The sequence below is a fragment of the Nitrospirota bacterium genome, assembly GCA_016212215.1.
Taxonomy (GTDB): domain Bacteria; phylum Nitrospirota; class 9FT-COMBO-42-15; order HDB-SIOI813; family HDB-SIOI813; genus JACRGV01.
This window is the reverse complement of record JACRGV010000053.1, coordinates 1-15884: the sequence shown is the minus strand read 5'-3', so window position 1 is coordinate 15884 and position 15884 is coordinate 1. Positions and strand designations below refer to the sequence as shown.

26 protein-coding genes are annotated in these 15884 nt (G+C 44.5%); 22 read left to right on the top strand and 4 right to left on the bottom strand.

All coding sequences use genetic code 11. The annotated features are described in order from the left end of the window. Positions 1–137: 137 nt before the first annotated feature. Entirely contained in the window at positions 138–284 is a 147-nt protein-coding gene (locus HZA08_04980; protein MBI5192780.1) for a hypothetical protein, read from the bottom strand. Between the two features lie 136 nt (positions 285–420). On the opposite strand from HZA08_04980, the gene HZA08_04975 reads away from it, so the two are divergent. Then, a complete protein-coding gene (locus tag HZA08_04975) occupies positions 421–612 on the top strand; it encodes a hypothetical protein (protein ID MBI5192779.1) in 192 nt (63 codons plus the stop codon). A 21-nt stretch (positions 613–633) separates the two neighbouring features. On the opposite strand, the gene HZA08_04970 is transcribed toward HZA08_04975, so the two are convergent. The 3 genes from HZA08_04970 to HZA08_04960 are packed head-to-tail and all read right to left on the bottom strand — an operon-like array spanning position 634 to position 1741. After that, a complete protein-coding gene (locus tag HZA08_04970; protein MBI5192778.1) occupies positions 634–1128 on the bottom strand; it encodes a hypothetical protein in 495 nt (164 codons plus the stop codon). Between the two features lie 7 nt (positions 1129–1135). Further along, on the bottom strand, positions 1136–1447 hold the full coding sequence (locus HZA08_04965; protein ID MBI5192777.1) for a HigA family addiction module antidote protein: 312 nt from the start codon (positions 1445–1447) through the stop codon (positions 1136–1138). A 15-nt stretch (positions 1448–1462) separates the two neighbouring features. Further along, positions 1463–1741: a type II toxin-antitoxin system RelE/ParE family toxin gene (locus tag HZA08_04960; protein MBI5192776.1), complete on the bottom strand. Its 279-nt coding sequence runs from the start codon at positions 1739–1741 to the stop codon at positions 1463–1465. Between the two features lie 132 nt (positions 1742–1873). On the opposite strand from HZA08_04960, the gene HZA08_04955 reads away from it, so the two are divergent. The 21 genes from HZA08_04955 (at position 1874) to HZA08_04855 (ending at position 15773) form a co-directional block, all read left to right on the top strand. Next, the gene (locus HZA08_04955) at positions 1874–2647 is read left to right on the top strand and encodes a hypothetical protein (protein ID MBI5192775.1); all 774 of its coding nucleotides are present in this window, start codon (positions 1874–1876) and stop codon (positions 2645–2647) included. 19 nt (positions 2648–2666) lie between these two features. Beyond that, entirely contained in the window at positions 2667–3635 is a 969-nt protein-coding gene (locus tag HZA08_04950; GenBank protein ID MBI5192774.1) for an AAA family ATPase, read from the top strand. 164 nt (positions 3636–3799) lie between these two features. Then, positions 3800–4213 (top strand): hypothetical protein, encoded by a 414-nt coding sequence (locus tag HZA08_04945; protein MBI5192773.1) that lies wholly within the window; start codon positions 3800–3802, stop codon positions 4211–4213. Further along, positions 4158–5345, top strand: a complete 1188-nt coding sequence (locus HZA08_04940; protein MBI5192772.1) for a PBSX family phage terminase large subunit — start codon at positions 4158–4160, stop codon at positions 5343–5345. Before HZA08_04945 ends, HZA08_04940 begins: the two co-directional genes overlap by 56 nt. Position 5346: 1 nt before the next feature. After that, a complete protein-coding gene (locus HZA08_04935) occupies positions 5347–6594 on the top strand; it encodes a phage portal protein (GenBank protein ID MBI5192771.1) in 1248 nt (415 codons plus the stop codon). Next, positions 6566–7954 carry a hypothetical protein gene (locus HZA08_04930; protein ID MBI5192770.1) on the top strand — a complete coding sequence of 463 codons (1389 nt, stop codon included), beginning with the start codon at positions 6566–6568 and terminating at the stop codon, positions 7952–7954. The genes HZA08_04935 and HZA08_04930 overlap by 29 nt, the downstream gene beginning before the upstream one ends. After that, positions 7863–8153 carry a hypothetical protein gene (locus tag HZA08_04925; protein MBI5192769.1) on the top strand — a complete coding sequence of 97 codons (291 nt, stop codon included), beginning with the start codon at positions 7863–7865 and terminating at the stop codon, positions 8151–8153. Before HZA08_04930 ends, HZA08_04925 begins: the two co-directional genes overlap by 92 nt. Positions 8154–8377: 224 nt before the next feature. Then, positions 8378–9025 (top strand): HK97 family phage prohead protease, encoded by a 648-nt coding sequence (locus HZA08_04920; protein ID MBI5192768.1) that lies wholly within the window; start codon positions 8378–8380, stop codon positions 9023–9025. A gap of 38 nt (positions 9026–9063) precedes the next feature. Continuing rightward, positions 9064–10194: a phage major capsid protein gene (locus HZA08_04915; protein ID MBI5192767.1), complete on the top strand. Its 1131-nt coding sequence runs from the start codon at positions 9064–9066 to the stop codon at positions 10192–10194. 76 nt (positions 10195–10270) lie between these two features. After that, on the top strand, positions 10271–10657 hold the full coding sequence (locus HZA08_04910; GenBank protein ID MBI5192766.1) for a hypothetical protein: 387 nt from the start codon (positions 10271–10273) through the stop codon (positions 10655–10657). A 10-nt stretch (positions 10658–10667) separates the two neighbouring features. Then, a complete protein-coding gene (locus HZA08_04905; GenBank protein MBI5192765.1) occupies positions 10668–10868 on the top strand; it encodes a hypothetical protein in 201 nt (66 codons plus the stop codon). Further along, the gene (locus tag HZA08_04900) at positions 10869–11435 is read left to right on the top strand and encodes a hypothetical protein (GenBank protein ID MBI5192764.1); all 567 of its coding nucleotides are present in this window, start codon (positions 10869–10871) and stop codon (positions 11433–11435) included. Position 11436: 1 nt separating this feature from the next. Then, on the top strand, positions 11437–11847 hold the full coding sequence (locus tag HZA08_04895) for a hypothetical protein (GenBank protein ID MBI5192763.1): 411 nt from the start codon (positions 11437–11439) through the stop codon (positions 11845–11847). Further along, the gene (locus HZA08_04890; protein MBI5192762.1) at positions 11847–12311 is read left to right on the top strand and encodes an HK97 gp10 family phage protein; all 465 of its coding nucleotides are present in this window, start codon (positions 11847–11849) and stop codon (positions 12309–12311) included. Before HZA08_04895 ends, HZA08_04890 begins: the two co-directional genes overlap by 1 nt. Beyond that, complete coding sequence (locus tag HZA08_04885; protein MBI5192761.1) at positions 12311–12550, top strand: hypothetical protein; 240 nt, start codon at positions 12311–12313, stop codon at positions 12548–12550. Before HZA08_04890 ends, HZA08_04885 begins: the two co-directional genes overlap by 1 nt. 17 nt (positions 12551–12567) lie before the next feature. Further along, positions 12568–12795: a hypothetical protein gene (locus HZA08_04880; protein MBI5192760.1), complete on the top strand. Its 228-nt coding sequence runs from the start codon at positions 12568–12570 to the stop codon at positions 12793–12795. Then, positions 12792–13238 carry a M15 family metallopeptidase gene (locus tag HZA08_04875; GenBank protein ID MBI5192759.1) on the top strand — a complete coding sequence of 149 codons (447 nt, stop codon included), beginning with the start codon at positions 12792–12794 and terminating at the stop codon, positions 13236–13238. The genes HZA08_04880 and HZA08_04875 overlap by 4 nt, the downstream gene beginning before the upstream one ends. A 3-nt stretch (positions 13239–13241) precedes the next feature. After that, a complete protein-coding gene (locus tag HZA08_04870; GenBank protein ID MBI5192758.1) occupies positions 13242–13472 on the top strand; it encodes a hypothetical protein in 231 nt (76 codons plus the stop codon). A gap of 2 nt (positions 13473–13474) precedes the next feature. Continuing rightward, positions 13475–14566 (top strand): hypothetical protein, encoded by a 1092-nt coding sequence (locus HZA08_04865; GenBank protein ID MBI5192757.1) that lies wholly within the window; start codon positions 13475–13477, stop codon positions 14564–14566. Further along, positions 14563–15537 carry a hypothetical protein gene (locus HZA08_04860; protein MBI5192756.1) on the top strand — a complete coding sequence of 325 codons (975 nt, stop codon included), beginning with the start codon at positions 14563–14565 and terminating at the stop codon, positions 15535–15537. The genes HZA08_04865 and HZA08_04860 overlap by 4 nt, the downstream gene beginning before the upstream one ends. Beyond that, positions 15537–15773 carry a hypothetical protein gene (locus HZA08_04855; protein ID MBI5192755.1) on the top strand — a complete coding sequence of 79 codons (237 nt, stop codon included), beginning with the start codon at positions 15537–15539 and terminating at the stop codon, positions 15771–15773. Before HZA08_04860 ends, HZA08_04855 begins: the two co-directional genes overlap by 1 nt. The last annotated feature ends 111 nt before the right edge of the window (positions 15774–15884 follow it).

The following is a 15884-nucleotide window of genomic DNA, read 5'->3' as shown; positions in this document are numbered from 1 at the left end:
TTTCACAAGAGGTCAAGGTATTTTCTAATAGTGATGCGAAAGAACTCATTCAAGAATTGAAGTCAATTTCAAAAATGCTCCAAGCGTTACATAACTCGTTGAAAAACCGTGAACCGTAAACTGATAACTGTGAACGGTTACAGATTTTCTTTCTCAAGAAAGACTATTACATCAGCTTCATGATGGGGAGAGTTAACGTCGTCATAAAAAACAACTTTAACTTCAAGATATAGTCCTTCAATAGGACCTTGTTGTGGGTTAAAATTTTTAACAAATATTTTCATAGGGTTTCACCTCCCTTCTGTGCTGGATTCTTTCGTAGCGAAAGGGATTATAGCACAGAGGGGATTTATCATAATTCTGAATATAGCAGGCTGATTATAGGAACGCACTGTTTACTTTGTTATAAGGAGATAAACATTGTCAGATGATGATATTGAGGAGGCCAAGTTAAACGATGTCTATACCTTCAGGCTGCCGCATCATACTAAAAAGATGGCAGAGAATCTTTCTACTGAAGACCGTGCAGACCTCAATAAGCGGCTACGTGTTGCCTTTGCAAAGAAATTACATGAGTTGAGTTTTGACCCTATGGTCTACCTTGGGAGATAGTTATGGTATGTTTTTTTACAGTTATAGGGGTAATGCTTTTTGTGTTGCTTTTTTTTGCAATCTTTCTTTCGCTTCAATGAGGGTTAGATGTTTTCCGTGATCATCGCGAAGAGTAACGATTTTATCGCATTTGAGACACTGGAAGGCCCATCCGTGAAAGGGCCAATCACTATAGTGAGATAATAAAGTTCTACAGCAGGGGCAATGTGGTTTCTGGAGAAAACTCCAGTAGATTCCAAATGCTTCATGTTGACAGAGGAGGGCAATAAGCCATGTTAATAACACCAGGCAGGTTAATAATAGGTATCCTGACAGCATGGCCCACCATAATGTTCCTAATTGCAATGCTCCAAAGAAGGAAAGAATCCTCTCCCCTCGATAGTAGAGCGTTCCAAATAGGATTAGTAATATCAATGTTAGTGTGGATGGTGTTAGCCCTAATTTTTGTAGCGGCAGTTTGGCTGCTATGGCTTTAAACAGGCGTTCAGTTATGGGTTCTATTATGAATTTTAACATGTTTCAATCACGCTGCGGTAGTATTCAGTTTATGTGGCCTGATCTTATTGAGCGTTTCAGCCATCTTGTCTCGGAGAATAGCAAGGTTGTAGTCAACTTGCAGTCGTTCCCAGAAGCCGTCAGAAAGACCAAAAAAACGAGACAATCTAAGGCCCGTATCACTGGTAATACCCCGCTTTCCTGCTACAATCTCTCCTATGCGTCTTTGGGGTACACCGATTTCCTTTGCAAGCCTATACTGCGTAATACCCATCGGCTTCAAAAACTCCTCAAGAAGTATCTCTCCTGGTGTAGGGTATGGAACCTGTCTTTTACTCATAATAAAACCTCCTTCTTAATGATAGTCCACAATTTCAACATCAATGGCATTGCCGCCTTCAAATCTGAAGCATATCCGCCATTGGTCGTTAATACGAATATTCCATTGACCCTGCCTGCGGCCCTTCAGGGCTTCAAGCCTGTTGCCAGGGGGAACTCTCAAATCTTCTATTTTCATAGCAACATTAAGTACGGCCAGCTTTCGCATGGCAGCCGATTCAAAGCCGGAAAATCGGGCAATACGTTTTCCCTTAAACATCGCCTCAGTATCCCGGCACTTAAACGAAATAATCATAAATCAATATTAATGCGTTACGTTAGTATTGTCAAGCAACAGGAAATAAACAATGGCTGATACCTTAAAACAAAAACCCTTGACAACGACAGCCACTGTTGAAGTTGTTATGAAAGGAGGTGAATCCTAAAAATGCCTTACTTAAATCTTGACCTTGACTACTTCAACCACCCTAAAACTCGGCGGCTGATTGGTCTTCTTGGGAGAGGATCAGAAGCTTTCCCGCTACGGCTCTGGTGTTACTGTGGTAAGTACCATCCGGGAGACGGGCGTCTGTCTGATTACTCGGTTCAAGAGATAGAATCGATTCTGGAGTTCAATGGTGAGAATGGCAAGTTAGTTGAGGCATTAATTAAGGTAGGCTTTCTTCACAAGGACAGCAACAGCTATTATGTCCATGACTGGAACGAGCATTCAGGACATATTGCAGCATTGAAAGAGAAGGCAATTAAGGCTGCGAAGACACGATGGAATAATATTAACAATCAGTCTATAGATACTAATAATGCTCCAAGCATTGCCCGAAGTCAATTCAAGCATTGCTCCATTGATGCTCCTACTAGACCTACTAATAAAGACTTCTTGTCCGACTCTTCCGAAGTCGGACTTTCAAAGTTGTTATTTTCATTGGTTAGGATTAGAAACCCAGGTTTTAAAGAACCTAATTTGCAGGCTTGGGCAAAACATATTGACTTAATAATTCGTGTTGACAAGAGAGTACCGTCAGAAATAGAACAAGTGATTCGTTGGTGCCAAAAAGACACATTTTGGCAAAATAATATCCTCTCAACTGAAAAATTAAGGAAACAGTATGACCAACTAAAAATGAAAATGAATGGCAATGAGATTGCTACACAATCTCAAGAAAAACAGCAAGCTAATACTGCATTAGCTTTACCGGAATGACTATGATTGAAAGGCTAACATGAATGACAGTATTGAGTGCCTGAAATGTCAGATTTCAGTACAGGAAAAAGAACTTGAGCAGATTGAAAAGCGGGAAATAAAACGACTTGAATATACTCTCTCACCAAAAGGCTTTTTATCTCTCAAGGCTATTGAAACAAAAATCCTTGACCTGTATCAAAAAGGCTATGTGCGTGGTGAATCTACAGGTTGGCCCGGGCTTGATAAACATTATACTGTCAGGCCAGGAGAATGGACGCTTATTACAGGAATCCCAAGTCATGGAAAAACCACCTTTCTTGATGCCATGATGGTAAATATTGCAGAAGAAACAGGGATGATGCCGACACCATGGAATTTTGGTATTTTCTCAGCAGAGAACCAACCATTGGAACGTCATGCAGCAGGACTGATTGAACAGCACATCGGAAAACCTTTTGGGACTGACAGGGCAAATCGGATGTCAGTGGCTGAATTGAAAAACGCAATAGAATTTCTTGGAAGGCGTTTTTTCTTTATCAAACCACCGGAACAGCATCAAACAGTGAATGACCTCCTTGAAATTGCCAAAGGTTTAGTCCAATACGAAGGCATGAAAGCAATTGTCATTGACCCATGGAATGAACTCGATCACAAGAGACCGGAGGGACTTTCAGAAACTGAATATATTTCTCAAAGCCTTTCCAAAATCAGGCAATTCGCAAGAGAACACGAAGTACACGTATGGCTTGTTGCTCATCCTACAAAACTTCAGAAAGATAAAACAGGGCAATATCCAATACCCACACCTTATGACGTATCAGGCTCAGCTCATTGGCGAAATAAAGCAGACAACTGCATTACAGTATGGAGAAATATAGCTGAGGAATATGGAAATACAAAAATATGTATCCAGAAAATCCGTTTCAAAGAAGTCGGGAGGATAGGAACACATGAGTTATACTTCGATCCATCATGTGGAAGATATTCAGAAAAGCCATCATACTAAGCAATTATTTTTATCGAAATTACGGCACCACAGGCTTATAAAAGGCAGCAGGTCTTGGAAAGAATACGAGACAGGAAAGGATTTGATTCCTGCCTGTACTGGGGAAGATTATGATAACCATATCCAGTGGCTTTTAGAATATTTAAGCATTTAGAGATAGGGGCATGAAACAGATGAAGCGTAAAGCAGGCAGGCCCAAAAAATACACCAGCAAGTTCATCAGCAAGCTCGCTAAGAAATTGCTCGTCTGGATACAGGTACCTGAGAACTTCTGGCTCGGTGAATTCGCTGTTGAAAACGGGTTTGACAGGCATAGGCTAACTGAGTTCGCTAATAATCACGAGGAATTTTCGCTCGCCTTAAAAATAGCAAAGCAGTCTGCAGAAAACCGTATCGTCAAAGGGGCAATAACAGGGGTCTTTAATTCTACGTTCTGCATCTTCACGCTTAAAAACATTGCCGGATGGCGTGATGTGCAGGAAATCACAGGCAAGGATGGGGAGGGAATACCGCTCATAATCTATGAGAAACCGAGAAAAAATAAAGATTCAGACGACACCAATCTTCTGGAAAAATGAGCAGGCAAAAACACAGATTGTGGTAAACCGTGGAGGCGCCGGCTCTTCCAAATCCTTTTCACTTGCACAGCTCATTATCGGCAAGTTCGTAAACGAGAAGGAAAAGAAGATTCTCGTAGTCCGTAAATCTCTACCGTCACTCAAGCTCTCTGTGCTCATGCTTTTCCGTGACTTGTTTGACAAATTCAAGCTGATGCCTTACCTGAAACAGGAAAGGGTTATGCTGAATTATTTTTATAAACAAAACATACTGCACTTCGGCTCAGTGGATGATCCGGAGAAGCTCAAATCCACAGAATGGAATTACATCTGGATGGAAGAGGCCACAGAGTTCACGTATAACGACTTCGTAATGCTTAAATTAAGGCTCAGGTCACCCTCAAAAGACGGAAAAACAAACCAGATGTTTCTCTCCTTCAACCCGACAGATGAGTTTCACTGGATTAAAGAAAAGGTCTTAAACGCCACAGAAGACGCCACAGAGATATGCAGCACATACAGGGACAACCCTTTCATCCACCCTGAATACAAGACCACTCTTGAGAATCTTGTTAATCAGGATCCGAACTACTATCGCATCTTTGCACTTGGTGAATGGGGACGGCTTGAGCATATAATATTTTCTAACTGGATAGCCGTTGACGAACTTCCCGAAGGCGGTGACGTCTTCTACGGCCTTGATTTCGGATATAACAACCCTACCAGCATGGTAAAACTTATCAAACATGACCGCACTATCTATGCCGAAGAACTGCTGTATCAGTCAGGGTTAACGAACAGCCAGCTCATAGAGCGGCTAAAAGATTTAATCACCAACAGGAGAAGTCCGGTTTATGCGGATGAGGCAGAACCAGCAAGGATTGAGGAGATATTCAAGGCAGGGTTTAACGTCCACCCTGCTGACAAATCCGTTAAGGATGGGATAGATTTTGTAAAACGATACAAACTTCATATCCACAAGGCAAGCGCCAATATGCTCAAGGAAATCAGGGCATACAGCTACAGGACTGACAAGAACGGCAACATCCTCGAGGAGCCGGTAAAGTTTCAAGACCACCTTATGGACGCCACACGTTACGGCCTATATACACACCTGCGCGAAGGAGTTGAACCAAGAATAAGGAGTTTATAGAATGAACTTTTTAGACAGAATCAGGCAGTTTATGACAAAGCAGTCCGCAGTCACAAGGGCAATTGTGCTGCTATGGGATGGGAATCCGGTCTGGACACCGCGAAACTTTGGAGACCTGGCCAAGGAAGGATTTGAGGCAAACGTCACAGTCTATGCCTGTGTGATGGAGATAGCCAGGTCAGCGGCAGGGATACCGTGGTTGTTATACCGGAAAGGGCGGGGCAAACGGCAGATTGAGATTGAAGAGCATCCCCTGCTAACACTCCTCAGACGGCCTAATCCGTGGCAGGGGCAGTCGGCATTCTTTGAGGCTGCCACTGCCTTCCTTATGCTGTCAGGGAACAGCTACATCGAGCGTGTGGGGCCGCAGAGAGGATTACCGAGAGAACTCTACACTCTTCGTCCGGACCGTGTGAAGGTGCTGCCTGATATTAAGAACATGATTGCAGGCTACAGGTACGAAGTCGGCGGACAGAAGCAGGACTTCGAGAGAGAAACCGTTCTGCACATGAAACTATTCTCCGCCCTGGACGACTGGTATGGCCTCTCCCCGATTGCAGTAGCCGGAAGAACTGTGGATAGTGATAACGAGGCGTTAAAGTGGAACTATGCACTACTAAAGAACTCTGCAAGGCCGCCGGGAGGGCTATCCACGGCAGGGAACTTGACATCTGATCAGTTTGACAAGCTCAAGAGACAGATAGAAGAGAAATTTGTGGGGCCTGATAATGCTGGTCGTCCCCTGCTATTAGAGGCCGGACTTGACTGGAAATCGTTTGCCATATCACCGGCTGACATGGACTGGCTTGAAGGTCGCAAGATGTCTCGTATTGAGATATGCAATGTCTTCCAGGTACCGCCGGAACTGATAGGCATTCAAGACCAGAAGACGTACTCAAACTATCAGGAGGCAAGAAAGGCTTTCTATACAGAAACCGTGCTGCCGCTTATGGACCGCCTCCGTGATGACCTGAACAACTGGCTTGTGCCGGTCTTCGGCGATAACATGACATTGGAGTACGACAAAGATGAGATAGAGGCATTGCAGGAAGACAGGGGAAAGGTCTGGACACGCGTACAAAATGCCAACTGGCTTACTGTCAACGAGAAACGTGCCGCCACTGGCTATGAAGAAGTAGACGGCGGGGATGTTGTACTTGTCCCTGCAACACTGGTACCGCTTCAAGGTGCAATACAATTACCACAGGGAGACCCGAATCTTGCCAATCCACAAAACGCAACATACTGATAGGAGGGAGGCTTTAAGAACCCGCTATTGGAAGGCAGTAGAGAGGGCAAGGGCGCCGTGGTATCGTGTGACGATCAATCGCATGAAGGAGTTCTTCAGGCAGGAGCAGGACAGGATACAGAAGATACTCATCGGCATACACACGGTAGACGCCTTTCAGTTCGCTATAGACGCAGAACTTGAACGCTCTAAGCCGTTATGGGCAGAGCTTTTCAGGACGGTATACCTAACCGTAGGCAAGGACTTCGGGAGACGGACAGCGGAAAGTTTTAAGGGCGCCATGGGGCCGTCAGAGATAAAAGAACTTACCGACGCGTGGGATCATGAGGTCTTCAACTGGTTAACGAAGGAATCAATGAAGAAGATAACACAGATTACAACCACGACAATAAATCAGGTCAGGCTTGAACTCTCTGAGGGTGTAGCAGCAGGCGAGGGGATTGATGTGATAGCAAAGCGGATTGATAAGCTGTATCTGGATAAGATAATTCCACACCGTAGTGAGGTTATAGCACGCACAGAGGTTATTGCCGCATCAAACCTCGGTTCACGTGCAGGGGCAAAACAGACCGGCCTTGTGCTGAACCATAAATGGATTTCTACAAGGGACATACGGACAAGGAATTTTCACGCAGCGGCGGATGATGAAACAGTACCTATGGACACACCTTACCTTGTTGGCGGTGAACAGCTTATGTTCCCGGGTGATACAAGTCACGGTGCATCAGGCAGAAATATTATCAATTGCCGGTGCACAGAGGGTTTTATCCCTGTGAGCGGGTCTTTCATCCCTCCCACGTCACCACAACAGCAAGGGAATAATCTCAGGCAGAGATTGAGGGAGGTTGAAAAGGAGATTGTTAAACTTAAGGTGGAAAAGGCGTTTATCTTCAATTCTGATGGAACTGTATTTCATCAGAAATTAGGGGATGAAGACATGGTAGCGTTTACACCAGATGAGGCAAGGAAGTTTGGAGATAAAGTACTTACACATAATCATCCACTTGATATTACCCTCTCAGAGAATGACATCTTCCTTGCAAGAAATACTAATCTTGCTGAAATCAGGGCCGTAGGGGATAAGTATATTTATTCCATGAAGCCCGGGCCTGATGGATGGAAGACAGAACAGGAGTATATTCAGGCATACAATGCAGCTAAAACAGAGTTTAACCCGGCACTTGAGAAAAAATATGAGGATGGTATAATCACACAAACTGAATATAAAGGGAAACTCAGAGATAAAATCTGGAGAAAGGTGGCTCAAGATGTCGGATACGAATACAAAAGGATTCCATGGCCAAAAAAAGGGGAAAGACACTTACATACTCGACGACAGCGAACAATGGCTTGGGTATGAAGCAACGGATAATAGTGTTACGTGTCACTTTTGTATCCACTGGAACAGAAACAAGCCTGATTATGACTTGAGTGACCCTGTTAAACTATGTGATGCCTTTGATGAAATACCACGTGAGATTTGGAGAGGGAGGGTGAGCCATACAAAGCCATATCAGGGAGACAGAGGAATACAATTTGAGTTAAAGCTCAAGAAATGATGAAAAAGTCTTGACAATCATTAAAGAATTTGCTAACAATCATTTCAACGGTTCACTGACCATACATTTTTCAAATGGAAAACCGAGATGTTGGGAACGGTTAGAACAAGGTAAGTTTTAAGGTCTTTTAAAATTAGAAGAGAAGTACGAGGGAACCCGAGACGAAGGGCCTCATCAGGGCGTAAAAACCCCGGTGAGGCCCTTTTTTATTTTGGAGACATGACATGAACAGAAAATCTTTCCGGCTGGAGCTTAAACAGATTGGCGATACCGGAGAATTCACCGGATATGCCGCAGTATTCGGTAACGAAGACTTCCATGGAGATGTAATTGAGCAGGGTGCATTCAAACGCACCATAGACCACTCAGGCGGTAAGATTCCCATACTCTGGCAGCATAGCTCTTATGAACCAATTGGTATCGGACTTGAGATGCAGGAAGATGCTACCGGCCTACAGGTTAAGGCCGCACTCAATCTTGATACCATAAGAGGCAGAGAGGCATACAGCCTGCTGAAGCAAGGGGCACTCAAGGGGCTTTCCATCGGATATGATGTAGTCAAAGACAGTTGGGATAATGGAAAGAGAATCCTCAAAGAACTCAAGCTCTGGGAATACTCCCTTGTTACCTTCCCTGCAAACCCGATGGCATTAATCAGCAATGTAAAATCTGTTGATAAACAGGAAATAGAGAAAACAATAAAGACATTACAGGCCCTCCTTAACGAGCCTGATCCGGCTGACCCGGGGGAATCCCACTCATCCGGTAAAGGCACAGAAGGACCCGGCCACAATGAACCGAGTGACCCGGATATATTCCACTCACTTGAGGCAATGGTACACGACATGAAGCAATTTACTAAAACACGATAGGAGGAAAAAAGAAGATGACACCTGAAGAACTTAAAGCAATGCAGGAAGAGATGAATAAAGTCTGGCACGACATGAAGAAGATGGTTGAGCGCCAGGAGACAGAGATTAAACAGCTTGGAAGTGCGGCGCCTGAAACAAAGGCTGCAATTGATGCCATGAATACCAGGCTTGATGAGATTGAGACAAAACTTAACAGACCTGGTACAGGAGGAAGCCAGTCGCAGGATAATGCGGGTGTGGCGGCACGTGAGGCCAAAGCGGCATTCATGAAGTGGTGCAAAAAAGGGATTCTCACCCCTGAAGAATCAAAAGCCCTCTCAGTCTCGGATGACACCACAGGCGGCTACCTTGCACCTTCAGAGTACGTGAATGAAATTCTCAAAAGCATCGTAGAGTTCTCCCCAGTAAGGTCTATAGCAAGGGTTCGTACAACAAACCAGAAGAGTGTTCAGATACCTAAGCGTACCGGCGTTTTCTCCGCTGCATGGGTCTCTGAGGTAGGAACAAAGAGTGAGACCACAGGGCTTGCTTATGGGGTTGAGGAAGTGCCTACACATGAACTTTTTGCACTGGTAGACATCAGCCAGCAAGACCTTGAGGATTCCGCCTTTAACCTTGAATCTGAGCTGTCTCAGGAGTTTGTGGAGCAGTTTGGAGTTGCAGAGGGGGCGGCATTCGTAACCGGTAACGCAGTAGGTAAGCCGGAAGGGCTGCTTACCTATGCCAGTGTAGGCGAGACCGTTAGCGGGGCTGCTTCTGCAATAACGTTAGATGGTCTGATAAGCATATTTCATGATCTGAAAGACTCTTATGCACGCAATTCCACATGGCTCTTAAAACGGTCTTCCCTGAAGGCGATTAGACAGCTCAAGGATGCAAATGGTCAATATCTCTGGCAGCCTGCAATAGCCAACAGCTCTCCGGCAACAATCCTTGACAGGCCGTATGTTGAATCAATAGATATGCCTACCATTGCAGCAAATGCCTATCCTGTCCTGTTCGGTGATTTCCGTAGGGCATATACGATAGTTGACAGGGTGCAGATAACAGTGCAGAGAGACCCTTATACTCAGGCAACTACCGGTAAAATCAGGTTCATCGCAAGAAAGCGTGTAGGTGGTCAGGTAGTCATGGCCGAGGCCGTAAGGAAACTCAAAGTCAGTGTTTAACCAGTAATACATAACTCAGGGGGAGGGGGTAAGCACTTCTCCCCTTTAATTTTACTTTGATAGGAGGAATTCAGGTATGAAGGATTTATACAATAACCTCAGCGTTGCTCAGTCTCTTCCGGCTGCAGCCAGAACAGCCAGTGCAAACGGCACTGGTGTAGATTTGCAGGGATTTGAGGGGGCATTGGTAATTATATCAACCGGCACAATCACTGATGGTACACATGCGATAGCTATTCAGGAATCAGATGATAACTCTACCTTTACCGCTGTTGCTGCCGCAGATTTACAGGGTACTGCACCGTCAATAGGGGCGGCAAACGATAATGTAGACTACAAGGTTGGTTACATAGGTGCAAAGCGTTATATCCGTGCGGCTGTAACAGTGTCCGGTGCTACGACCGGCGGTGTATATTGTGCCATTGTTGCTAAAGGCTTTGGCAGACACAGACCATCTGCATAAAAGGTGATAAATGCGAGTACGAATGAAGATAACCCACTCCGGCAGTCCTGATGGTATAGAGGTCAGGACATACCATATCGGGGAGGTCGTACGCCTCCCCGACTCCCTTGCAACAGTATTCTTACGTGAAGGTTGGGCAGAGCAGGATAAAAGCATGGATGGGCCAAAGGAAATAAAGGCCGGAAGAGAAACAAAGAAACAAAGAAAATAAATGACAATCAGGCTGATAAACATTTCTGATCTGAAATTATTCATGGACAAGAGCGATGATGCTCATGATGGCCTGCTTTCCCTGATTGTAGAGCAGATAAGCAGCAGGCTTGAGTCATACATGAACCGGCAGTTAAAAAAGATGTCACGCACGGAATACTTTACCGGCGGAAACAGGCTGTATTGGTTAAAGGCATTTCCTGTTGATGAATCTCAAACACTTACAGTTAAAGTAGACAGTATTACTCAGACCAAAGACAGCGATTACTACCTCTGGCCAGAGATAGGAGAAATTGAATTTACATCGTCTGTCCCTGCTACAAAGCCCAGAAATATCGAAGTCACATATACAGGAGGATATGCAGAACTTAACGGAGTACTACAAGTCCCGGACGACATAATGAGGGCATGTTTAATGCAGAGTGCCTTTGAATTCCGCCGTAGAAAAGACATAGGTCTATTAACTGTAACTATGCCGGACGGTTCAGTGACTACACAGTCACCGGCAAAACTGTTGAAGGAAGTAGAGGAATCCATAAAACCTTACAGGAGATACCCGGGCATTTAGCATGACCACTACACGGCAAAATATCCTATCAAACATAGTCAGCACAGTCCAGGGCGTTACTTCCATCAAACACGTGGAGGCAAACAGGTTCACGGCAGTAGATGCAGAAGTTATGCCTTATCCGGCATGTTTCATCTATTCTGACAGAGAAGAGCGTGTTGAGGAAGTCCTGAGCAGGGAAACATGGCGATGGACAGTTATCTTGGAAGTCTGGATGCACGGCAACACTGATGCAGAGACCATGCTGGCAGCTATACATAAGGCTATGCAGGATGACTACACACGCGGCGGATATGCCTATAACTCATATAGGACAGGGGTTGAGTTCCTTGTTATAGACCCAAGTAAAGAGACACATGCAATGCTGATCACGTATACGATTCGTTACTACCATGCAACAGGGGTTATGTAATGAATATTACGGTACAGGTAGAAGGTAAAGAACAGGTTATAGCCAATGTAAAGAGGCTGACCGAAACCGTGGTAAGGAAAGTTAAAACCGCCATGAGAACGGCAGCACTTGACGTACAGCGAGATGCTAAACGACGTGTGGCGGTAGATACGGGCAATCTCCGTGCTTCAATCAAGGCTAACATCTCCCCTGATGGACTTAAAGCGGAGATTGGGGTTGATAAACAGGCTAACGCTAACTATGCCCCGTATATAGAATACGGAACAAGACCGCACTGGCCTCCCCTTTCTGCCTTAACAGAATGGTGCAGGAGGCATAGGATGCAGGGTAAGGAATTTCTAATAGCGAGGAAGATTGCACGTTACGGCACGAAGCCGAGGCCGTTTCTGATACCGGCATGGGAAAGCGTCAAGCCAGGCTTCATTAAGGCTATGCAGGATGCAGTAAAGGCGGATGGGTATTGATGAACATCATCAACGACATAAAACTATATTTCTTATTGCGTGAACTACGCAAGGATACAAAGAAAGGAAACGTTATGAAAAACTGGAGAACTTCTATAGGCGGATTAGTATCAATAATCGGGATAATACTTCCTCAATTCGGTATAAGCCATGAACTGGCATCTGCTGTTCAGGTTATAGGCACGGCAATAATAGCCTATTTTGCAAAAGACCACGTCAATACCGGCACAGGGGCATAACCGGAAGAGGGGGTTGAATGTCATTTGATAGCCTGTTAACTCATATGCCGTTTATAGCACTTTCTACAGGTAAGACTCATTTGAATTTCAGCAGAATTGCTGAAGCGATAATTATAGCAGTGATAGCCGGAGGACTTTCAGCTTACATCACAGTCCAGAAACTTGAATATAAATTATCATATCTTGAGCAGAAGGTGGATAAGCTGTATTCGGATGTATATAAGCCAATGTGGGAGCGTAAATGAGTAGAGACCCTGAAGCATTCATAAAACCTGAACTTATTCCACAGTTCAAGGAAGGCTGTGCAAAGGTTGGACATCTTGTAATCATCACGAGTGTAGACCGTACCATGCAGGAACAAACTGCCCTATATGCTCAAGGCAGATGCTCTATTGAAGAGGTCAACATAAAGAGAAGACTTGCGGGGTTGGTTGACATTAAGCAGGAGCAAAACAAGATTGTTACATGGACGATGCAGAGCAAACACATACCGGATGGAACAGGTAAATCCCATGCCTTTGATTTCGCAATCGTGAAGAATGGTAAAGTGTGTTGGAATATCAAGGCTGATGTGGATGCTGATGGCATACCGGATTACGAAGAATGTGCCAAAGTAGGTGAGGGTTTAGGATTGAGGTCAGGACGAACCTTTAAGAACCCAGACTATCCTCATCTGGAGATTGTATAACTTATGAATATCTCAGTACAAGTAATAGCTCAGTCTCCCAGTAAGGTTGCTTTTAATATAATCACTCCTGATGGTTCAAAAAAAATATGCTTACTTAAATCTGACTTCCAACTTGACCCTGAGGATTATGAGATAGCACTTATTGCAGTGTTGAAGAACTTTGCAAAAGAATCGGGGTTAACTACTTGGGTTCAGCGTAAAACTGCTATAGAAGGAAAGGTTTTTAAGATATGACTATGGTGAATGTTAGAGGCATCAATATAGCCCCAGGTCTGATGGCTCGTACAGGGGCAGGTGCTTTGGGGACAACCTCATTCACAATGGATGAAGCCACTGACCATTGTGGAGTGATAATTGTTATCCCAAGAACAGGGACTCTAACTAAGATAGGGGTTAGGGTATCCACAATGACTACCTCAGACACGCTCAAGGTGTCTTTAGAAGGCGTAGATGCTACAAATGGAAGACCTGATGGTGTTGTTACGCCTGTTAATGCTTCTGGAACACAAGGCAATTTGTCTGCTAGTACAACTTACTGGGTAGCCCTGAATGGAGGTGCAGGGGTCTCTGTCACTGCTGGTACTAAAGTCGCTATCACAGTCAGATGGAATGCTTATGTTTCAGGGAATATATTAATAGCTTATATCATGAACTCCAATCTCCATCAGGCTGGATTTCCTTATGGCTATAGCTATAATAACACTGGTGCAGTCTGGGCGTTAAATGCAAGTTGCCCTAATTTTGGCTTAGAATATAGTGATGGGGTGATAGAACCTATAATTCAGAGTTGGCCCGCAGTAGGCGTGAACTCTGAAGGGTGGAATAGTGGGAGTAATCCTAATAGAAGAGGTTTAAGATTTTCTTTGCCCTACAAGGCAACAGTTTCAGGGGTCTTAGTAGATGTGGATTCTGATGGAGATTGTAATATTATCTTATATGATTCTGATGGCGTGACTGTTCTTGAAAATGTTGCGGTTGATACTAATATAAGGTATTCAGAATCAGCAGCAAGCACACAATATGTTCCATTTTCAACACCAAGAACACTATCTATAGATACATTTTATAGAGTAGTTATTCTACCTGCAAGTACCACAAATGTAACAGAGACCTATTTATTTGTCACTGACGATGGTGCAAACGCCGCTATGAATGGCTTAGATGGAGGAGTTAACTTTCATTATACAACTTGTAATGGTGTTCCTGCAAACGAAGCATCATGGACACAAACACTTGTAAGGAGACCGCCTATCGCATTAGTAATTAGCCAATTAGATAATGGAGTAGGCGGTGGCGGTAGCTCAAGTGTATGGGGGTCAATTAGATGATTTATCTTGGCGAATACAAGGCAGGGACAACAGTTTTCTATGCTGCCAATTTCCACAATGATACTGGTACACTTGAAGACCCTACCACTCCGGAAGCTCAGATAAGAAATAGTGCAGGGACATGGAGTGCCTTGACTGCTCCTGCAAAGCAGAATACAAAGACCGGCCATTATGGTGGAACGGTAGATACAACAGGGTTTTCAGTAGGTCAGCATGTCATTAGACTGGCAGGGACGGTAAGCACTTCAAAGACTGTGGCAACGGAGTTTTGTTTTACGATTGTGGCCAATATTGAGAGCGATACTTATGCACGGGTTGGCGCCCCCGCCGGTGCGTCAGTGAGTGCGGATATTGCAGGGATACAAGCTGACACCAATGACCTGCAGACACAGGTTGGGACTGCCGGTGATGGTCTAACAAGTCTTGGTGATACAAGGATTGCGAACCTTGATGCGACTGTTTCAAGCCGTGCTTCAGGTACGGACTACACTGCAACAAGGGCAGCAAAGATTGATAACCTTGATGCTACCGTGTCCTCAAGATTGGCCTCTGCAAGCTATACAGCCCCTGACAATGCAGGTATAAGCACTATCCTCACTGAGAGCCAAAGTCACCCTACGCTTGCGGAGATAGAGGCTACTACTGTGCTGGCGAAAGAGGCAACGGTCTCGGTAGTCAAGGCCAAAACTGACAACCTGCCCGCTGACCCTGCATCAAACACACAGGTAAATACAAGGCTTGCGACATCAGGATATACATCGCCGGATAATGCAAGCATCACGGCGATAAAGGCAAAGACGGACACTATCGCATGGCAGGATGTAACAGATATAAAAGATGCGGGATTAGGCAAGTGGTCAATCAATAAATATACAAACATCCTGACTATGTACAAGGCTGACGGAGTAACAATACTGAAACAATTCAACCTTACGGATAACGCCTCATTGAGTGAAAGGGTGCCGGTATAATGGATTATCGGGGGATTGTAACTCAAGGCTATCATGTAGATGCGGGCGGGCAAAATAGTCTCAGTATTGTCTCTATGGGCTATATCTCAATACTGGCTGAGATTAAGTATATTTTTAACATTGTAGAACAGACAGCATATTTTCAGGTAACAAAATTGAAAGATGTACTTTTCGGCAAAGTGCAGGCAGATGATACGAAATTCACTATAACAAAATCAGAAGAGGTGTTGTTCTAATGTCGTCATATCAGTTTGTTGCAGGGGATACCGGCTCTAAGCTCAGGGTTACATGCAAGAATGATTCAGATAACACCGTCATTGACCTTACAGATGCGACTGTAAAACTGA